Here is a 17,607-nt window from a genome sequence, read left to right on the forward strand (position 1 = left end):
TGTTTTTATATTTTTAAGGCTACAAGCCTTATCCTTTTATGCTGCTTCAAAAAACACTCCCCTATTTATCCCGCAAAAGCGGCTTAGCTAAACGTTATGTTACTGCCTTACTTTTATTTTTCACCTCGCTAAATTGCTTTGCACAGCAAAAAGGCGGGTATAATTTACTTTGGAAGATAAGCGGCAACGGCCTTACCAAGCCATCGTACCTGTTTGGTACCATGCACGTAAAAGATCGTAAAGCCTTCCGGTTCAGCGATTCGGTTATGGTGTCTATCCAAAAATGCAGCGGGTTTGCGCTGGAAGTTCATCCCGACACCATGATGAAGGCTATATTTTCAAACATGGAGCAATACGATTCGACACGTGTACTTAAAAACCTGCTAACTAAAGAGAAGTATGAAAAGCTGGCCAAACATTTTGCAGACAAGCATGGTTTTTCGATAGAGCAGGTTAACCCGTTTTCGGTTGAAGCGATGTTAAAACCCGAAAGCAAAAAAGCTGATGATAAAAAAACCTTTGTAGATGCTTATTTATATGGAATAGCCCGCACCTTGAATAAAAAAATAAGCGGACTTGAAGATGCCAACGAACAGGTTAATCAGCTATATGGATCGACCAATGAGCTAAAAGAAAAACTTGAAAACCTGCTGGACGCAGATTATAATACCGCTAAAGAAAGTTACGAAGAGCGGATGGTTGATATTTACAATGCCGGTAACCTGGATGCCGTACTCGAATTTATCAATAATGATAAGAACATCGATGATGACCTGATAAGCCGCAACCGGGTAATGGTTAGCAGCATACTTAAGCTAATGGCCGGTCAAAATATGTTTGTGGCTGTTGGCGTGGCTCATTTACCCGGCGAAAAAGGTTTGATCAACCTGTTAAAAAAAGAAGGCTATACCCTCACCCCTGTTAATGCCAGCTTTACCGGGGTTGCCGATCAATATAGCATTGATTACTTAAAGATGAACTGGGAAACCTATACTGATAATGAGAATGGTTTTTCAATTGAAACGCCAGGCATGGCTATCAAAACCGAAGTAATGAATGGCTTACAAACTGTTATCTGTCCTGATTTGGCCAACGATATTTATTACGGTATTTATGCTATACAAAAAGGCACTGCCGATAATCCGGTAAGTACTGATGAATTAATTAAAAAAGTACTGAACAATTACAAGCAAAACCCGGTAAATAAAATAATCAGCACCAAGAGATCTATTCAAAATACATTGCCGGTAACCGATGTCATCATGCAAAACGGTTCGGGATATTTGCGTTTACAACTGATTGTTAAGAACGATTTTTTGTATTGCCTGTATATTGGTAATAAGCTTGAAAATTTAAACCAACCGTACTCTAATCGTTTCTTTAATTCGTTTAAAGCCTTTAAGCCCGCTATTGCGGATGCAAAGTGGGTAGAATATAAAAATACCGCGGGAGCATTTAAAATTAGCTACCCTGTGGAGCCACAGCCCATTACCCAAAGCATCCCAAATCCAAAAGACAGTACCAAAACCTTAACTATTACCATGTATGCAGCGCAGGATAAAGCCAAAATGGCTAACTACATTGTACGGTATCATGATTACCCCGAAGGTAGTTACCTGAGCGACAGAACCGAAGCCTTAGAAGCTTTGGTAAAGGATTTTTCAACTAAAGGAAAAGTTTTTGGTAAAGCGGTACCTGTTTGGAAAGATGGTTACGAGGGGCGTGAGGTTAAAATGATGATACAGGATAAATACTATTCGGAAGTGAGGGTATATGTAAGAGGTAACCGGATGTATTTTTTACTGAAGCAAAATACAATTGAAGGCTCAACTACCCCCATCAAAGACGACTTTTTTAATACCTTTAGTTTTTTGCCTTATCAGCAACCTGCTGAGCATGTTACTTTTGCCCCCGAGGGCGAGGGTATCAGCATCCAATTCCCATCCAAACCCCAAATAAGGCGCGATAGCGTTATCAAAAACAATTCGTACGTACGTAATACGGTTATAGCTTTGTGTACCAATCCTAACTCGGGCGGCGTGTATTATTTTGATTTTTCGCGCATTAGCAACTATTTCAGAACAAGCAGCCTCGATTCGCTGTACAGCAAATGCATACGTAACCTGGTTGGTTATCGCGACTCGCTCATTAGCAGCGATACAGTGAACATGAGCGGCGTCAAAGGCCGGGAAATAATATCGCAAAATAAAACAACCGGCGACAAACACCGCAGAAGATTGCTGATAGATAATGGCTATATGTACATTTTAAGCTGCTACCTGGCCAACGAAGATATCAATAGCCCTACAACGGATGCTTTTTTCAAATCGCTTACCATAAACAGGCCTAAAGTTGATTTTGATATCTATTCCTCAAAATCCGAAAAAATAGCCCGCGATCTCTCCTCGGCCGATACTTCTGTGTTTAACGAAGCCAAAGGCGCGCTTAGCTATTACGAATTTACCAAACCGGAGCTGCCTGTGTTATACCAAATTATGCAAAAGAACTTTCCTGATGACAGCTTACAATATGGCGTGCGGGATAAGCTTGTTAGGCAACTGGTAAACGTTAACGATGAGCAATCGGTTAAAAATCTGCAAAATGTTTTTGAAAACCCGGCCACCAAGGCAGAGCTTAGGGCCACTATACTAAGCTCGATACCCGACATCGACAAGAAAGATGGATACAACACCTATTTTAAGTTATTAACTGCTTCGGCACCTATAAAAGTAGAATATGGGTACAAAATATTTAGGCCATTGTACGATTCGCTGGAATACGCTTCGGCTAATTTCAAACAATTACTTCCCCTTCTAAAAGTCCCCGAATACCGCAAAAATATATTATCGCTGTCGTCGTCCATGTTATACAACAAAGACAAAAAATATACCGACCTGATTAAAGCCAACTTTACCGCACTCACCCAATACGCGGCTACCGACCTGGATAATTATCTGGCCATTAAAGACAGTTTGGTAGCCAAATGGAATTCGCCGGTTGATAGCTATTTAAACCTGATGCAGGAAGTTAAGGGCCAGCAAATAACCGGCAGCTTTACATCGAGGCTGCTAAAAGACGACCCTAAAGGAGATAAGATCTCCGACGCCTGTATTGCCCGCATCAAAAATCACCTGCCGGTTGACCAGCGGGTGTTAAACAAGCTGATGGATAGCATCAGCACCCGCTATAGCATTATGAAACCTTTGTACGAGGAAAAAATGACTGCCAAAATACTGCCGAAGTATAAAAAGCAAGACGAGTTTGCTAAATTATGCTTATATCAAAATGCCAGCGACGATGAAGATGAACACCCGGATAAAATTACGCTTTTAGGTACCGTGAGCGACAAAGGCTCGGTGTATTATGCCTTTAAATTTACAACGCCCAACGCTGAGGAACAAACCAACTACATCGGCATAGCCGGGCCGTTTAAATTAGGATCGAGCCAATTGTATTTTGATGAAAAACATGCTTACACTGCGTGGGAGGCAAAGAAAACAAACTGGCAGCTGCAGGCTAAAAAACTGATACCCAAACTTAAAAAAGCAGCTGAGGCTACAGAAGATTAGCTCGTTAAAGCCTCCATAATTCAGGGCTTTCGCGATAGTAGATGATCTTTTCAATCGCTTCGTGTACCTCTAGTTATCGGTCGTGAATCGGTATCCGGCACAACCGTTAAGGACTTTTTGTTATCAACTGAAAAGAATAGTGGTTTCGTTATATATCCTTATCCAGAGACTAATAACAATAAGGCTTTGTTTTATTCTTCTATCAACTGTACCTCGGCCACCGGGCTAAACAGGTAAATACGGCTGCTGCTTACCTCAATACATTTGTAGCGCTTACGCACCCGCTCCTGCTTGCGGAATATGCGGCCATCCTTTATTTTGAATAAGGCATGCGCGGGTAGTTTTTCAACCGTGAGGTGATCGGGTTTTGGCGCATCGTACAGGCGCAGGGAGCGGTACAGGTTAAGATCGGAACAGCTTGACGCGGCCGGGTTGTTCAGGTAACTTACAATGGCGTGCTTTACATCGGGCGGAAAAACTTCCATCTCAAAAAAAGGCTGCATCATACGCTTAAAGTTGGCCTTCCACTCGGCGCCGTGGGGTTTAACTTTATGTTTATGCTGGTTCCAGGTGTGCAGGTGCGCAAACTCGTGTACGGTGGTTACCAAAAACGCGTATGGGTTTAAATCGTAATTTACGGATATGCGGTGCCCTTGCCCGCCAAATGGGTGACGATAATCGCCGAATTTTGAGTTGCGGTTACGCGATACTTTAAATTCGCATACAAAATAATCTATCCAGCGGCTTATTAACGGAGCTGCCTTAGCCGGCAGATAGGTTTCCAGAATTTTTACTTTATCCAATTTTACCTCTTGATCAAATGTCGGCATTTGGGGGTTATTCCGCAAAGATTGCCAATTATTTTACACAGATACTATAGTTCATAACATGCCCTGATATTATTGAATGTGAAAAAATATTGTGGGTCATTATTGTTATTTTCCACCTTATTTGTAAATTCCGTCATGAAAACCTTACACAAAACCTATCTCACTATTATTTTTTTACTGGCGGCCATAAATGTGATGGCGCAAACTTCGCAGGAGAAGGCAAAAGCCCTGGTAAAAGAAGGTATTACCCTGCACGATGCCGGTAAATACACCGAAGCTATTGAAAAATACGACCAGGCTATTAAGCTTGCCCCCGATTACGATAACGCATACTACGAAAAAGGCTATACCTTATATTCAAGCGATAAACAGAAAGAGGCCATCCCTGTGATGGAAAAGGTAATAGAGCTAAACCCAAAAGCCGGGGGTGCTTATGATATTTTGGGTTCGATCTATGACGATGATAAGCAAACCGACAGGGCCATTGAATACTATACAAGAGGCATTAAGGCCGACCCTAACTACCAGCGGTTGCATTTTAATTTAGGCATAACATATTACCGCTTAGGGAAATACCCTGAAGCAGAAGCCTGCGCTATAGATGCTATAAGGCTGGACCCGAAACATGCCAGCAGTATGCGCACCTACGCCCTGGCAACATACAAGCAGCAAAAAAATGATTGCTCGTTATTGGGCTGGTGTAGTTTTATTTTACTGGAATTGGAAGGCGACCGCTCGAAGACCGCCTATACATACATTAAAGATATTTTGAACAAAGGCATTAAAAAGACCGGCGGAAAGTCGGTAACGATAGAGGTATCGGATAAAGGCCTTGCATCAGGCAGCATGGCGATGCAGATAGCTGTTCTGGCTGCTACTGAAGGTAAAAAGGGACTATCGGCTACCGATTCGTTAGCATTACAGTTAAAGTCGGTGTTCCAGGTACTTGATGAAACCTCTGCAAAAAGCCCGGATGCTTTTTACACTAACTATTTCGCCCATTATTTTGGCAAGTTGGCAAAAACAGATAATATGCCCGCCTTTGCCCGGTTAGTTACCTACGCCACTTATAATGTCGATAGCGTGGCCTGGTTCAAAGAGCATAAAAGCGAACTGACCGCTATTGATAAATGGGTGAAAGACACAACGCGAGGCCTTTAGTGTTTAAAACTAACAATCTTTACCGATCATCATACGCAAATGCGTAAGTGTTTGTGGATCTCAATTGTCACGAAGGCAAAAGACATGAAGTTGCTTGGTACTCATCATGAGACCGGCACTGGAATATTATTAAATGAGAAATACAAAAAACTTGAAATACCCATCCTCTCTACATCATAGTACTATATCATGAAAACCTTTTACAAAACCTATCTCACTTCAATTTTTTTATTAGTGGTCATGGCCGCCGTGGCGCAAACTTCACAAGAAAAGGCAAAGACCCTGGTAAAAGATGGTGTTGCGTTACACAATGCCGGTAAATTTACTGAGGCTATTGAAAAATACGACCAGGCTATCAAAGTTGCCCCTGGTTACGATACTGCTTATTTCGAAAAGGGCTTTACCTTATCAACAGGAGGCGGTAAACCCAAAGAGGCCGTACGAGTTCTGGAAAAGTTATTGAAGATAAACCCCCAATATGGCGAAGCTTATGATCTGTTGGGGACAATTTATGCTGAAGATAAGCAAACAGATAAAGCCATTGAATATTATACTAAAGGCATTGAGGCAGCCCCCAAAAACAAAGACCTGCATTTTGGTTTGGGCAAGCTTTATATTGATCAGAAAAAATTCGCAGAAGCTGAAGCCTGCCTCATCAATGCGATTAAGATCGATCCCAAAGATGCCGACAGTATGCTTTACTATGCCCTTGTAACCTATCAACAGCAAAAAAATGACCGCTCGTTACTGGCCTGGTGCAGCTTTATTTTGCTTGAGTTCAGAACCGACCGTGCCAAGAACGCCTGTGTATATGTTAAAGATATTTTGAACAATGGCATTAAAAAGAACGGAGGAAAAGCGGAGGGATCAGGGGGCCAACTTATGCCAACGGCTGTGTTGCCTGCTACCCAAGGTAACAAGGGCTTTACCATTACCGACTCGTTATCCGTGCAGTTAAAGTCGGCGTTCCAGGTACTTGCCCAAAACTCCGCAAAAAGTCAGGATGCTCTTTACACTAATTATTTCGCTCGTTATTTTGGCGAGTTGGCAAAAACAAACCACATGCCCGCCTTTGCCCGGTTAATTACCTATGCTACTTATAAAACTGATAGCCAGGCCTGGTTCAAAGACAACCGTCAGGCCATGCTTGATCTTCAGGCATGGATGAAAAATACCAAACGGGAACTTTGAATTATTTAAGGATGTGATAAGTAATAAAACTTACCAGGTAGGCTAATACCGTCATGTAGGCAAATTGGGCTGCCGGCCAGCGCCAATCCTTAGTTTCGCGGTAAACTACGGCCACGGTACTGGCGCACTGCATGGCGAAAGCGTAGAACATCATTAAACTCATAGCCACGGCCAGGGTAAATACGGGCTGGCCCGTTTGGGTATTTTTAGCGCTATGCATTTTTTGCTGCACCGACTCGAGCTTTTCGGCATCACCGTCAACACTGTAAATAGTTGCCATGGTGCCTACAAATACCTCGCGGGCGGCAAATGAGGTAATGAGCGCTATACCTATTTTCCAATCGAAACCCAGCGGCTTGATAACAGGCTCAATAACATGGCCCAGCATACCGGCGTAAGAGTTTTCGAGCTTGTCGGAAGCGATCATCCGGCTAACGCTATCGGGCGCGGTTTTTTGCAGGGCGGCAAATTGTGGTTGTTTATATTTTTGATCGATGTTATCCATGCGCTTACCCGGGCCGTACGATGCCAATACCCACAGGATAACCGATACAGCAATGATCACTTTACCCGCCTGTATCACAAAGGTTTTTGATCGGTCGTACATGGTATGGAGTACGTTGTTCCATCGCGGCATACGATATACGGGCAGTTCCATAATGAAATAACCACGTTCGCGCGAGCGTAAAATGTATTTCATTACCCAGGCCACTAATACCGCCGATACCAGGCTGAACAGGTACATCCCCGTAAGGGCCAAACCCTGCATATTGAATATCCACCAAACATTTTTGTTGGGCACTACCAGCGATATCAGCAAGGTATAAACCGGCAAACGTGCGGAGCAGGTTACCAGCGGTGTAACCATAATGGTGATCATGCGATCCTTCCAGTTTTCGATGGTGCGGGTACTCATAATAGAGGGCACGGCACAGGCAAAACCGCCAATAAGCGGCACTACCGATTTACCGTTCAGGCCCACCTTGCGCATGATCTTGTCCATCATAAAGGTAACACGGCTCATGTACCCGGTGTCTTCCAGTATCGAGATCAGGGAAAACAGAATAGCTATCTGCGGGATGAATACCATTACGCCGCTTAGCCCGGCAATCACACCGTCAACCAGTAAATTGGTGAGCGGACCGGCGGGCAGGTGATGGTGCAGCCAGTCTTGTGCCAGCACAAAACCGTCGGATATCAGCTCCATCGGGTATTTTGACCAGGCAAAAATAGACTGGAACATAAATAGCAGGATGCCTAAAAATATAACAAAGCCAAATATTTTATGCGTTAGCACCTTATCTATCCGGTTGCTTAGCGTTTCATCTTCGGCAGTTATCTTTTGGGTAACGGTATCGTAAAGCAGATCGTTTATAAAATTATAGCGGGCAATGGTTTCGGCGCCCTGTGCTTTTTGCGAATGGAATGAATATTCTTTTTCCAGTTCTTCGATGTGCGCGCTTTGCTCTTTGGTTAAAAAAGCCAGGGTTTCGTGTTGGTGGGCCAGCTGCAGCGCAAAGTAGCTGTTATCGATATTGATATCCTGCTTAATGCGACTAATCAATTGCGGCGCTATTACTTCAACATCGATGCTATCCTGCTGTAAAGCTATTTTGTTGGCAAAGCAAACGGCTTGCTTAAGCTTATCGATCCCTTCATTTTTACGGGCCGAAATAGGTACAACCGGTACGCCAAGCTTGGCGGCAAAGGCGTCAACGTTAATTTCGATATCGGCTTTTTTAGCCATATCCATCATATTGAGCGCCACAATCACGGGGATCTTCAGATCGGCAACCTGGGTATAGAGCAATAAATTGCGTTTCAGGTTGGTGGCGTCCAATATCACTACAACCAGGTCGGGACTCAAATTATTGCTCCTGTCGGCCAGTACCGAAAACACAATAGATTCGTCGCGGCTTTTGGGATAAAGACTGTAAGTACCGGGCAGGTCGATAATTTCGGCTGTACGGCCATCGGGCAGGGTGCTATAGCCTACTTTTTTATCAACTGTAACACCCGGAAAATTTCCTATTTTTTGGTTAAGGCCTGTAAGTACGTTAAAAAGCGTTGATTTACCGGTATTGGGATTACCTACAAGTGCAACTCTGATGTCAGCCTTCACCTTATTGATCTAAAACACTACTGCAAAACAATGGTTGAGGCTTCGCGTTTACGCAGGCTTAACTGGTACCCGGCAACATTAACCGCAATCGGGTCGCCCATGGGGGCTATACGTTCAACTTTAATCTCTTCGCCGGGTAAACAACCCATTTCCATCAATTTAACCGACATTTCCAGATCTGTAAATTCTTTAACGGTTCCTTTTTCGCCTACTTTAAGTTGTGATAGCCTCATTTTGTTGTTTGGTATAACACAACAAATGTATTGCTTATTTAAAACAAATCCAAATAAGCAATACCTTGTATTAAATTATTACCGCATAATGATTATGGGCGAGCCCTGGGCATTGGTTTTTCCACCCACCTTATTGATCTTGTAGGTTAGTTTGAGATAAAAATATTGGCCGAGGGTATTGGTTTGCATATTTTGTATAACGCCACTGGTGCTGATGGAACGTTGTATACCCGAGTTTTGGTTAAGCAGATCGAACGCGTTGAACGAAAGCGTTAAGGTTTGATCTTTAAAAAAATAATGCTCGGCGCCGGCGTTCCATAAATAGTAGGATATGTTTGCCCCTGCCTGTTGCCCGCGATACAGGTTTTGGTTAATGTTAGTAAATATACGCCAGCTTTTAACCGGCAGCACACTGGCAGTTAAATTGTTGTTAACGGTAAAATAATGCTGATCGGCAAGGTGCTGGTATGAATTGCTGGCATTACTGTAGCCACCACCCAAACGCAAACCAAACTGAAATTTATCCCTGTCGAAATTGCTGCCTATGTTTGCATTGGGGGTTAATCGCACCACTTCGTTACGGTTACCGCCTATAAAGTTAATATTGCGGTTTACTGATCCGTACGAGCCCAGGCTATATCGCAGGCCCTTAACTTTTGTTGGTTTACTAAAATTAAAACCAACGTTTACGTTATAATTACCATCAACATTTATTGGTTTTGAGGTAGTGATGCCGTTGTTAATGGTACTGGTTGTTGCAAAACCGTTCCAAATGGTGTTAAAATTGGCGTAAAAGTTAGTATAGCTGTTGTTTTTGGTATCAAAGATGTTGTAATTAAAGCTGCCATTAAGTGACCGTGATTGCTGCAGATCGGCATTACCCTGCCTTATATAAAGCGGATTTGTGTTATTAAATACCGTTTGCAGATCGGTAGCTGATGGTAACTGCACGTTGCTGCTTACGTTAAAATAGATAGATGGCCCGTTTTTTTTGCGATAGTTAAAGTATGCACTGGGCACCAGTGCCCAGGTATCGCGGCTTACATCATTAAGCAGGTTGTTGCTAAATGATGTGCCATGCAGGCCAAGTTCGGCAAGTGTGGCGGTAATACCAAAATTCAACTCATCGCTGCTTTTGCTTATGCCTGCGGATGTTGCATAACGATGGTTACGGTTATCTGAATTACCGCTGTATAACGGATTGAGCACCTCATACAGTCCGGTAACCGCATTATAATCAACTGTGTACTGATTGGCATCTTGCTTACGGACATCAAAAGACTGGCTGATGTTGAGATTTATTTTTTTTGCCCGGTTAAGCTGCCGTACAAATGATGCCGTACCGGTAATAAAACTGGCATCATTATCCTGCGAAGCTTGCTGGTTGACATTGCTGTTGGCGGCCCCGCCTATGTAAAAACGGGTGAGCGCCTGGTTATTATAATCAGCATTGTTTGCCGAATAATTGCCATTGGTAAAAAAGTTTAACGAACCACGGCCATTATGAAAACGGTGGTTCACTGAAAACTGCCCGCCAACAGCAGGGCTATGTGAGCTTTGGTCCAGCATCTGGCGGATGCTGTTTACGCTGTCGGCCAGTTGATTTAACGTTCCGGATGTTGAGGCCGAGTAATTCTTTTTATAAGTCATTGATGCATTAGGCTTAAAGCCGATGCTGTTTAAACTATCAATTTTGTAATCAAAATTCATACTGAGGCGATAACTGCTGCTGGTATTATTGCCGTCGTTTAACTGCGTGGTGAACAAGCTGTTCGGGATATCCTGCAGATCGGATGAGCGGTTGACCGTATTACGCGATATCACCGTTAAAAAGTTAGTATTGAATTTTAATTGCCCGGTTTTTCCAAACTCGTCGGTATAATTTACACCTGCTGTATGACTGGTGATCAACCCGCCGCTAACTCCGCTAAATGCGCCATTGATGTCGGCACGGCCGTTTGAATTGATGTTAATGCTCACTGAACCGTCCGACGAGCCAAAAGTGTTAAAAACGTTACCCCCGGCAAAGTTGTTCAGATCTTCGTAAGAAAAACCTACCTCGTTAATATTGTTGCTCAACGACAGGAAAGCGATCTGTTTCTTTTTATCGAAATCGTTCATGTTAAACTGCGCCAGGTAACGGTCTTCAGATCCGCCGGCTAAAGACATATTACCAAACCAGCCGTGCTTTTTATCCTCCTTTAGTGTAACATTGATCACTTTTTCGCGTGTACCATCGTCAATGCCGGTTTTTTTTGCACTCTCGGTTTTATCGTCTATCACCTGCACTTTAGCTATGGCATCGGCAGGCAGGTTTTTGGTTACAGCTTTGGGGTCGTTGCCAAAAAATTCCTTGCCATCAACCAATACTTTGTTTACCTCTTTGCCCTGCGAGGTAATTTTACCATCCTTATCTACATCAACACCGGGCAGTTTTTTCAGCAGCTCTTCAACGTTATCGTTTTTTTGTGTTTTGTACGATGAGGCATTAAACTCAACAGTATCTTTTTTAATGGTTACCGGCGCTTTTTCTTCGTTAATGCTTACCTCCTTAAGATTGTGCACACTGGGCTCCATCATAATATCGCCTAACTGGGCATAGGGCGTCGCTGTATTTAGGGTAAAGGGTAGCTTTATGGGTTTAAGCCCCATTTGATAAACGTTGAGGCGGTAGCTGCCTAGGGCCAGGCCCGTAAACTCAACTATACCGGTTTTATCGGTTAAGGCATTGCGTATAATGGTCGAATCTTTAACGATGGCGATGGATACGTTAGCCAGTTCGACAGGTTGTTTGGTGGTGGCGTCAATTAAACGGGCCTTAATTGTACCATGCTTTAATTGTGCAAAGGCAGACATCGCCGTAAAGGCAATAAAAATTAATAGAAGATGAGTACGTAACAGGTAAGGTTTGGCCATAAAAATAAATAGATAGTTTGCTAAAAGACGCAGCAAAAGATACAATGTTGCACACGACTAAAATTAAACTAACAACTTAGTTTTATGAAAAGTAAACTGAAATATTGCGGTTACACAATAGGAGTTTTAGCTGATGGTGTTGGGGCCTTGCTAAAATGAGGGCAGTTACAACTTTTATGAAAAAGGCCGCACGAGCTTAACACAGCACTGAGTAAGCCTGCTATTAAAAGGTATTTAACTTTGTTTTTCATACTTCTGCGACCACATGGTTAATATTACACAAAACATTGCCATACCGGCACCTACTGTATCAGCAAACAGATCATCCCATTCGCCGCTACGCCAGGTAAATATATAGAATTGTAAAAGTTCAATTATCCCACCAAATACTACGGGGATCAAAAAACTTAAAAACTGTTGTAAGGCAGTTAGGTTATGCCTGGTATTGGCCCTAACTATTCCGCTGCTCATTAGCGCTGCCAATACAAAAAACAGCCCGCAATGCACCAGTTTGTCAAAACCTGCAAAAAATAAAGGCGAGTGGCTAACTCCCCCCATTTTAATATTACACAGTATAAAAATAAACAAGGCCCAAAATAATGTAGGGCCCTGGTATTTAAAGATATATCGCATTATACCCCGATCAGTTTTTTATATTGGTCGGCAGTAAGCAGGGTATCCAATTGTGCCGGATCGATCACTTCTGCTTTTATTATCCAGCCCTGTCCGTAAGGGTCGGTATTAACCAACTCAGGTTGCGCGTTTAATACCGGGTTAAGTTGGATTACAACACCGGTAACAGGCATAAACAGATCCGAAACCGTTTTTACTGCTTCAATGGTGCCAAACACAGCCTCACGTGCAACCTCATCGCCTACATTATTTACCTCAATGTAAACAATATCGCCTAACTCGCCCTGGGCAAAATCGGTTATTCCTACCGTTATAACGTTTCCTTCAACGCTAACCCACTCATGATCTTTAGTATACTTTAACTCAGCCGGAAAATTCATGTCAATAATTTTATACCATCAAAAATAGCAAAACTTTAAGTTACGGCAATAGGGGGCACATTATATTTAAAGTACAGGGTTTACTAAACATCGCAAGCATTATTAACGATAAAATAAAACTATAAGTATATTTTTTTGTTTATCGATTAACAAACCCATAAAAAAATCTACCTATATGAAAAAGTTAAGTTTTGTAATGATCGCTGCAGCAGCTGTGTTTTGTATGCAGGCCTGCCACAGCAACACCGACAGTAAATCGGCTGCCGACAGCATGAACAATGCGCACGATACCACTAAAATGGATTCGGTAAAAAAAGACACCACATCAACCGTGATGACCACTAATGCTGATGATGCTAAATTTGCCGTAAATGCTGCCGACGGTGGCATGGCCGAAGTAATGCTGGGTAAACTGGCGCAGGAAAAAAGCAGCAATGCCCAAATTAAAGAGTTTGGCGGTATGATGGTTACCGACCATAGTAAAGCTAACGATGAGCTAAAAGCATTGGCGAAAAGTAAAAATATTGCACTACCGCTTGTTGTTAGTGCTGATAAGCAAAAAGCTTATGATGACCTGAACAAAAAAACAGGCGCCGATTTTGACAAAGCTTATGTAAGCGCGATGATAGATGGCCACAAATCAACAGAAAAATTGATGAAAGATGAAAGTAAAAATGGTAAGGACCCTGACCTTGAGGCTTTCGCAGCTAAAGTATTACCTACCGTACAGGCACATCTGGCAAAAATTAACGCTATTGATAAAAACATGAAAAAGTAAGGCGTTTTATAATATTAAAATGTTATTAAAAGCCGGGTAGTTATGTAACTATCCGGCTTTTTGCTTTTATCCGTGTTAAATATCCACAGCTCAACAAAACATTACAAAACAACCTATTACATAAAAATACAAAACACCTATTACCACCGCTTTGCCCATTTTGCCCGCATTTAATAAATAATTATTAAATACTAATACATTATATCATATAAATATTTAATTTTATATCAGAAAGCATTTGTGAATGAGGATATACTGATTTGCCAAACACCTGTTATTGGATATACAACAATCATTTTATCATACTTATTTATTAACCTAAATTTTCACAGTCAACACAAATGAAAAACCTATTTAAAATTGCGGCCGGCGTTAGCCTGCTCGGTGTGGTATTATGGGGGTGTTCGCCCAAGCCTGCACCTGCAACCTCCACAGTAAGCAAAGTTGCACTTCCACAGGATGTGTGCAAATCGTGCGTGGTAAGTAAAGATACTTTTAACAGCTGGTTTAAAAATGATACGGCAAAAGCCGGCGGCTTTGTATTACCGGCCAACAGCGTAACATTTACACCTAATAACAATTGTGATTTTTACCGCTGGTCTGAACAAATGTTTTTGTGGATCACCTCGCCGGATAACGTACCGACCGCAGGAGGTAAAATAATATTGGAGGCGCCTCTTTTCTATAATGTTTCGCCACCCGACCCGGTTACTAAAAAACGTACGCTTACCCCGCATACGCCCGATAGCTTATTCCGTATGGCGGGGCATATCCGTAAACTTGGCCCTAACAGGCTGCCTGCATTTATGGATAAAACCGGCAAGCTGTTTGAGATAGAAGAAGCTAAACCGGTGGTAAAAGATGCAACCGGCAAACAGGTTGAAGTGGCCCAGATAAAAGCCAATGCTAATGGCCCGGCCCAGCTATTGGATAAAACGGGGAAAGCCATAGTACATCCGATGGGCATTATCCAGCACAAGATCAACGCGAAGTTTATTGTACAGCGTGTTAAAATTGGTAAGGCCTTTGTGTTTTTAGATGGCACCGGCAAACAGGTACAGGCCGAACAGGCACAGGCAACGGATGATATCCTGATGTCGCAGGGAAAATCGCTGGTGTATTATCTTAGTTTGGTAAACGATGTTTACGCTTACTACATGACAGGCGTTCACAATCATAACCCAACCATTGACAGCAACAGTTTCCCTACAACGGCAGCAGCACGTGATGCTATTTGTGCACTGGCACGTAAAAATCATGTTGTACTGCCCGATTCGAATGCCTTGGCTATCGAGATCAAATCATCATGGGTGGAAGCAAGCACGTTACCTAACCCGGAGGATTATGTAACCGTTAACGCCATCATCCCTACCTATGACATGTCTGACAGTACAAACTGGAAACCCAACGGTGAGAAAAAGGCAAAAATGGCTTTGGTTGGGATACACATTGTAGGCAGCGTGGCAGGCCACCCCGAAATGGTATGGGCCACGTTTGAGCACGAAAGCAATACGCCGAATGCCAAGTACCAGTACATTGATTCGACTGCAGCCAAAACTGTAAAAACTGTTCCGCAAGATAGCGGTACCGGGTGGTTATTCAGCAACAATAAAGATACCACCATCAGCACCTACAATAATTCGCACATGACGGATACTACGGCAACGGGCGCTGCTACGGATAACATTATAGCTACCACAGGCAATAGTGTAAGCCCAAGCAATACCCTGCAGACATTGCCATGGGGCAGCGCGTGGGGACAGCCTACCAACCAGGAAGATAAAAGTTCGGCAGCATCAAACAGCGAAATTATTTCGATCAATAATACCATCCGGAACTTATTGCCGGGAAACGATGTAAGGAAACATTATCTTTTTGTAGGCGCTATCTGGACGTTTAAAGGCAGCGCACCTACCGGCGCCGGCTATGACCAAAACCCGGTTAACCCGCCCGCTAGCGGCACTACCATAGGCACGAGCGTACTGGCCAATACCACTATGGAAACTTATTTCCAGTCGACCCAGTTCTCATGCTTTACCTGCCATTCAGATAGTCCGGCTTCGTTTGCTCCAAGGGCCATAAGCCATATATTTAACCATCTGGAACCATTATACACTTTGCACGATTCGTTAAATAAAAAGAAAAAATAATTACTGACCTTATATTAATAATGAAACCCTTCGGAGATCTCTGAAGGGTTTTTTGTTTGCCCTATGGCCTTAAAAAGGGTATTTTTAGTTGTAAAAATGAGTATTTATGCGTATATTGGATGGAGCGCGAGGCTGTTTGGTTATTGAATTATTGGTTATTGGGTTATTAAGTAAATTGGCCAGGAAAGTATGGAAAAGCCGAAAAATTTCTTACAATTTCCCCCCTCCTGTTAATGATTGAAGGATTGAGTTTTGAATGATTGAATGGAAAAGGAGATCGAAAAATTTCTTACAATTTCCCCCCTTGAGATAATGATTGAATGATTGAGTTTTGAATGATTGAAATAAAAAAGGGATCGAAAAATTTCTTACAATTTCCCCCTCTTGAGATAATGATTGAATGATTGAGTTTTGAATGATTGAAATAAAAAGGAGATCGAAAATTTCTTACAATTTCCCCCTTGAGATAATGATTGAATGATTGAGTTTTGAATGATTGAATGGGAAAGGAGATCGAAAAAATTCTTACAATTTCCCCCCTGTAAATTCTTGGCTGCTGATCCTTAATTCTTGCATCTAAATATCTATACTTGTGTATGTCAAAACCTATAGTTGCAGGCATTATGTCGTACGGTATGTCGGGCAGGATATTCCAGGCACCGTTTTTATCAGCGCACCCGGGCTTTAAACTCAAAGCCGTTACCGAAAGGAGCCGTAAAGCTGCTGCTGAACGTTATCCGGATATTATCAGTTATGATAGCATAGAGGAGCTATTGAATGATACCGAGATAGAACTCATCGCGGTAAACACACCTGGCGAAACACATTACGAACTTGCCAAACGTGCCCTACAGGCGGGCAAACATGTATTGATAGAAAAACCGGCCGCGGCAACAGCTACCGAGGTTAAAGAGTTGTTTGCCATTGCCCACGCGCAAAACAAACAGGTATTTATTTACCAGAACCGCCGCTGGGACAGCGATTTCCAATCGGTAAAACAGGTTATTGAAAGCGGCAAGCTGGGTAAACTGATAGAGGTTACCTTACGGTTTGACAGGTATAACCCCAAGTTAAGTCCGAAAGCATTTAAAGAGGCCGGCGGAGCAAGGGCCAACGGCCTGGTATATGACCTGGGGCCGCACGTGCTCGACCAGGTGATCAGCCTGTTTGGCAAGCCACTGCGTTTTACCAAGGTAACCGGCAAAAACCGGGAGCATTCGTTGGTAGACGATTATTTTTTCTTCCAGTTAAGTTACCCCGACCAGTTAAACGTACTGGTGGCAAGCAGTTTGCTAACCGCCCAGCCAATGCCCGCTTTTACAGTGCATGGCACATTGGGCAGTTATATAAAGGACAGGGTTGACGTGCAAGAAGCACAACTGGACAAAAACATGCTGCCTACCGATGCTGCTTATGGCATTGAACCTGCAGGAACAGAAGGCAAATTAGTTACCTTTGCCGATGATGGAACGAAGCATACCGAAATTGTACCATCATTAAAAGGGGATTACATGGGATTATTTGAGGCTGTTTATCAAAGCATAGTAAATAATAAGCCCTACCCTGTTACCAAAGAAAATATTTTAGCACAAATGGAGTTATTGGAAGGTCAATCTTCCTGATACATCAAAAACAAAACATCCC

Annotated in this window: 12 protein-coding genes; 6 read left to right on the top strand and 6 right to left on the bottom strand. The window is 42.8% G+C overall.

Annotated features, from left to right (window positions below):
• Positions 1–38: 38 nt before the first annotated feature.
• On the top strand, positions 39–3,569 hold the full coding sequence (locus ACFGVR_RS02155; protein WP_448700839.1) for a TraB/GumN family protein: 3,531 nt from the start codon (positions 39–41) through the stop codon (positions 3,567–3,569).
• A gap of 191 nt (positions 3,570–3,760) precedes the next feature.
• On the opposite strand, the gene ACFGVR_RS02160 is transcribed toward ACFGVR_RS02155, so the two are convergent.
• Positions 3,761–4,399 carry a SprT-like domain-containing protein gene (locus ACFGVR_RS02160; protein ID WP_448700840.1) on the bottom strand — a complete coding sequence of 213 codons (639 nt, stop codon included), beginning with the start codon at positions 4,397–4,399 and terminating at the stop codon, positions 3,761–3,763.
• 135 nt (positions 4,400–4,534) lie between these two features.
• Here ACFGVR_RS02160 and ACFGVR_RS02165 point away from each other — a divergent pair, with 135 nt between their 5' ends.
• On the top strand, positions 4,535–5,560 hold the full coding sequence (locus tag ACFGVR_RS02165; RefSeq protein ID WP_448700842.1) for a tetratricopeptide repeat protein: 1,026 nt from the start codon (positions 4,535–4,537) through the stop codon (positions 5,558–5,560).
• Between the two features lie 189 nt (positions 5,561–5,749).
• Entirely contained in the window at positions 5,750–6,751 is a 1,002-nt protein-coding gene (locus tag ACFGVR_RS02170; protein WP_448700844.1) for a tetratricopeptide repeat protein, read from the top strand.
• Position 6,752: 1 nt separating this feature from the next.
• Here ACFGVR_RS02170 and feoB read toward each other — a convergent pair whose 3' ends face one another.
• The 5 genes from feoB to gcvH all read right to left on the bottom strand — a co-directional run bounded on the left by feoB (position 6,753) and on the right by gcvH (position 13,035).
• Positions 6,753–8,873: a ferrous iron transport protein B gene (gene feoB, locus ACFGVR_RS02175; RefSeq protein WP_448700845.1), complete on the bottom strand. Its 2,121-nt coding sequence runs from the start codon at positions 8,871–8,873 to the stop codon at positions 6,753–6,755.
• A 17-nt stretch (positions 8,874–8,890) separates the two neighbouring features.
• Positions 8,891–9,106, bottom strand: a complete 216-nt coding sequence (locus ACFGVR_RS02180) for a FeoA family protein (RefSeq protein WP_448700847.1) — start codon at positions 9,104–9,106, stop codon at positions 8,891–8,893.
• Positions 9,107–9,184: 78 nt separating this feature from the next.
• On the bottom strand, positions 9,185–12,022 hold the full coding sequence (locus ACFGVR_RS02185; protein WP_448700849.1) for an outer membrane beta-barrel protein: 2,838 nt from the start codon (positions 12,020–12,022) through the stop codon (positions 9,185–9,187).
• A 234-nt stretch (positions 12,023–12,256) separates the two neighbouring features.
• Complete coding sequence (locus tag ACFGVR_RS02190; RefSeq protein WP_448700851.1) at positions 12,257–12,655, bottom strand: VanZ family protein; 399 nt, start codon at positions 12,653–12,655, stop codon at positions 12,257–12,259.
• A complete protein-coding gene (gcvH, locus tag ACFGVR_RS02195) occupies positions 12,655–13,035 on the bottom strand; it encodes a glycine cleavage system protein GcvH (RefSeq protein WP_448700852.1) in 381 nt (126 codons plus the stop codon). The genes ACFGVR_RS02190 and gcvH overlap by 1 nt, the downstream gene beginning before the upstream one ends.
• Positions 13,036–13,210: 175 nt before the next feature.
• Here gcvH and ACFGVR_RS02200 point away from each other — a divergent pair, with 175 nt between their 5' ends.
• The 3 genes from ACFGVR_RS02200 (at position 13,211) to ACFGVR_RS02210 (ending at position 17,585) form a co-directional block, all read left to right on the top strand.
• Positions 13,211–13,813, top strand: coding sequence for a DUF4142 domain-containing protein (locus tag ACFGVR_RS02200; protein ID WP_448700853.1), 603 nt, complete (start codon positions 13,211–13,213; stop codon positions 13,811–13,813).
• Positions 13,814–14,154: 341 nt separating this feature from the next.
• A complete protein-coding gene (locus ACFGVR_RS02205) occupies positions 14,155–15,963 on the top strand; it encodes a hypothetical protein (RefSeq protein ID WP_448700854.1) in 1,809 nt (602 codons plus the stop codon).
• Positions 15,964–16,559: 596 nt separating this feature from the next.
• Entirely contained in the window at positions 16,560–17,585 is a 1,026-nt protein-coding gene (locus tag ACFGVR_RS02210) for a Gfo/Idh/MocA family oxidoreductase (RefSeq protein ID WP_448700856.1), read from the top strand.
• Positions 17,586–17,607 lie beyond the last annotated feature (22 nt).

The organism is Mucilaginibacter aureus (assembly GCF_053514885.1).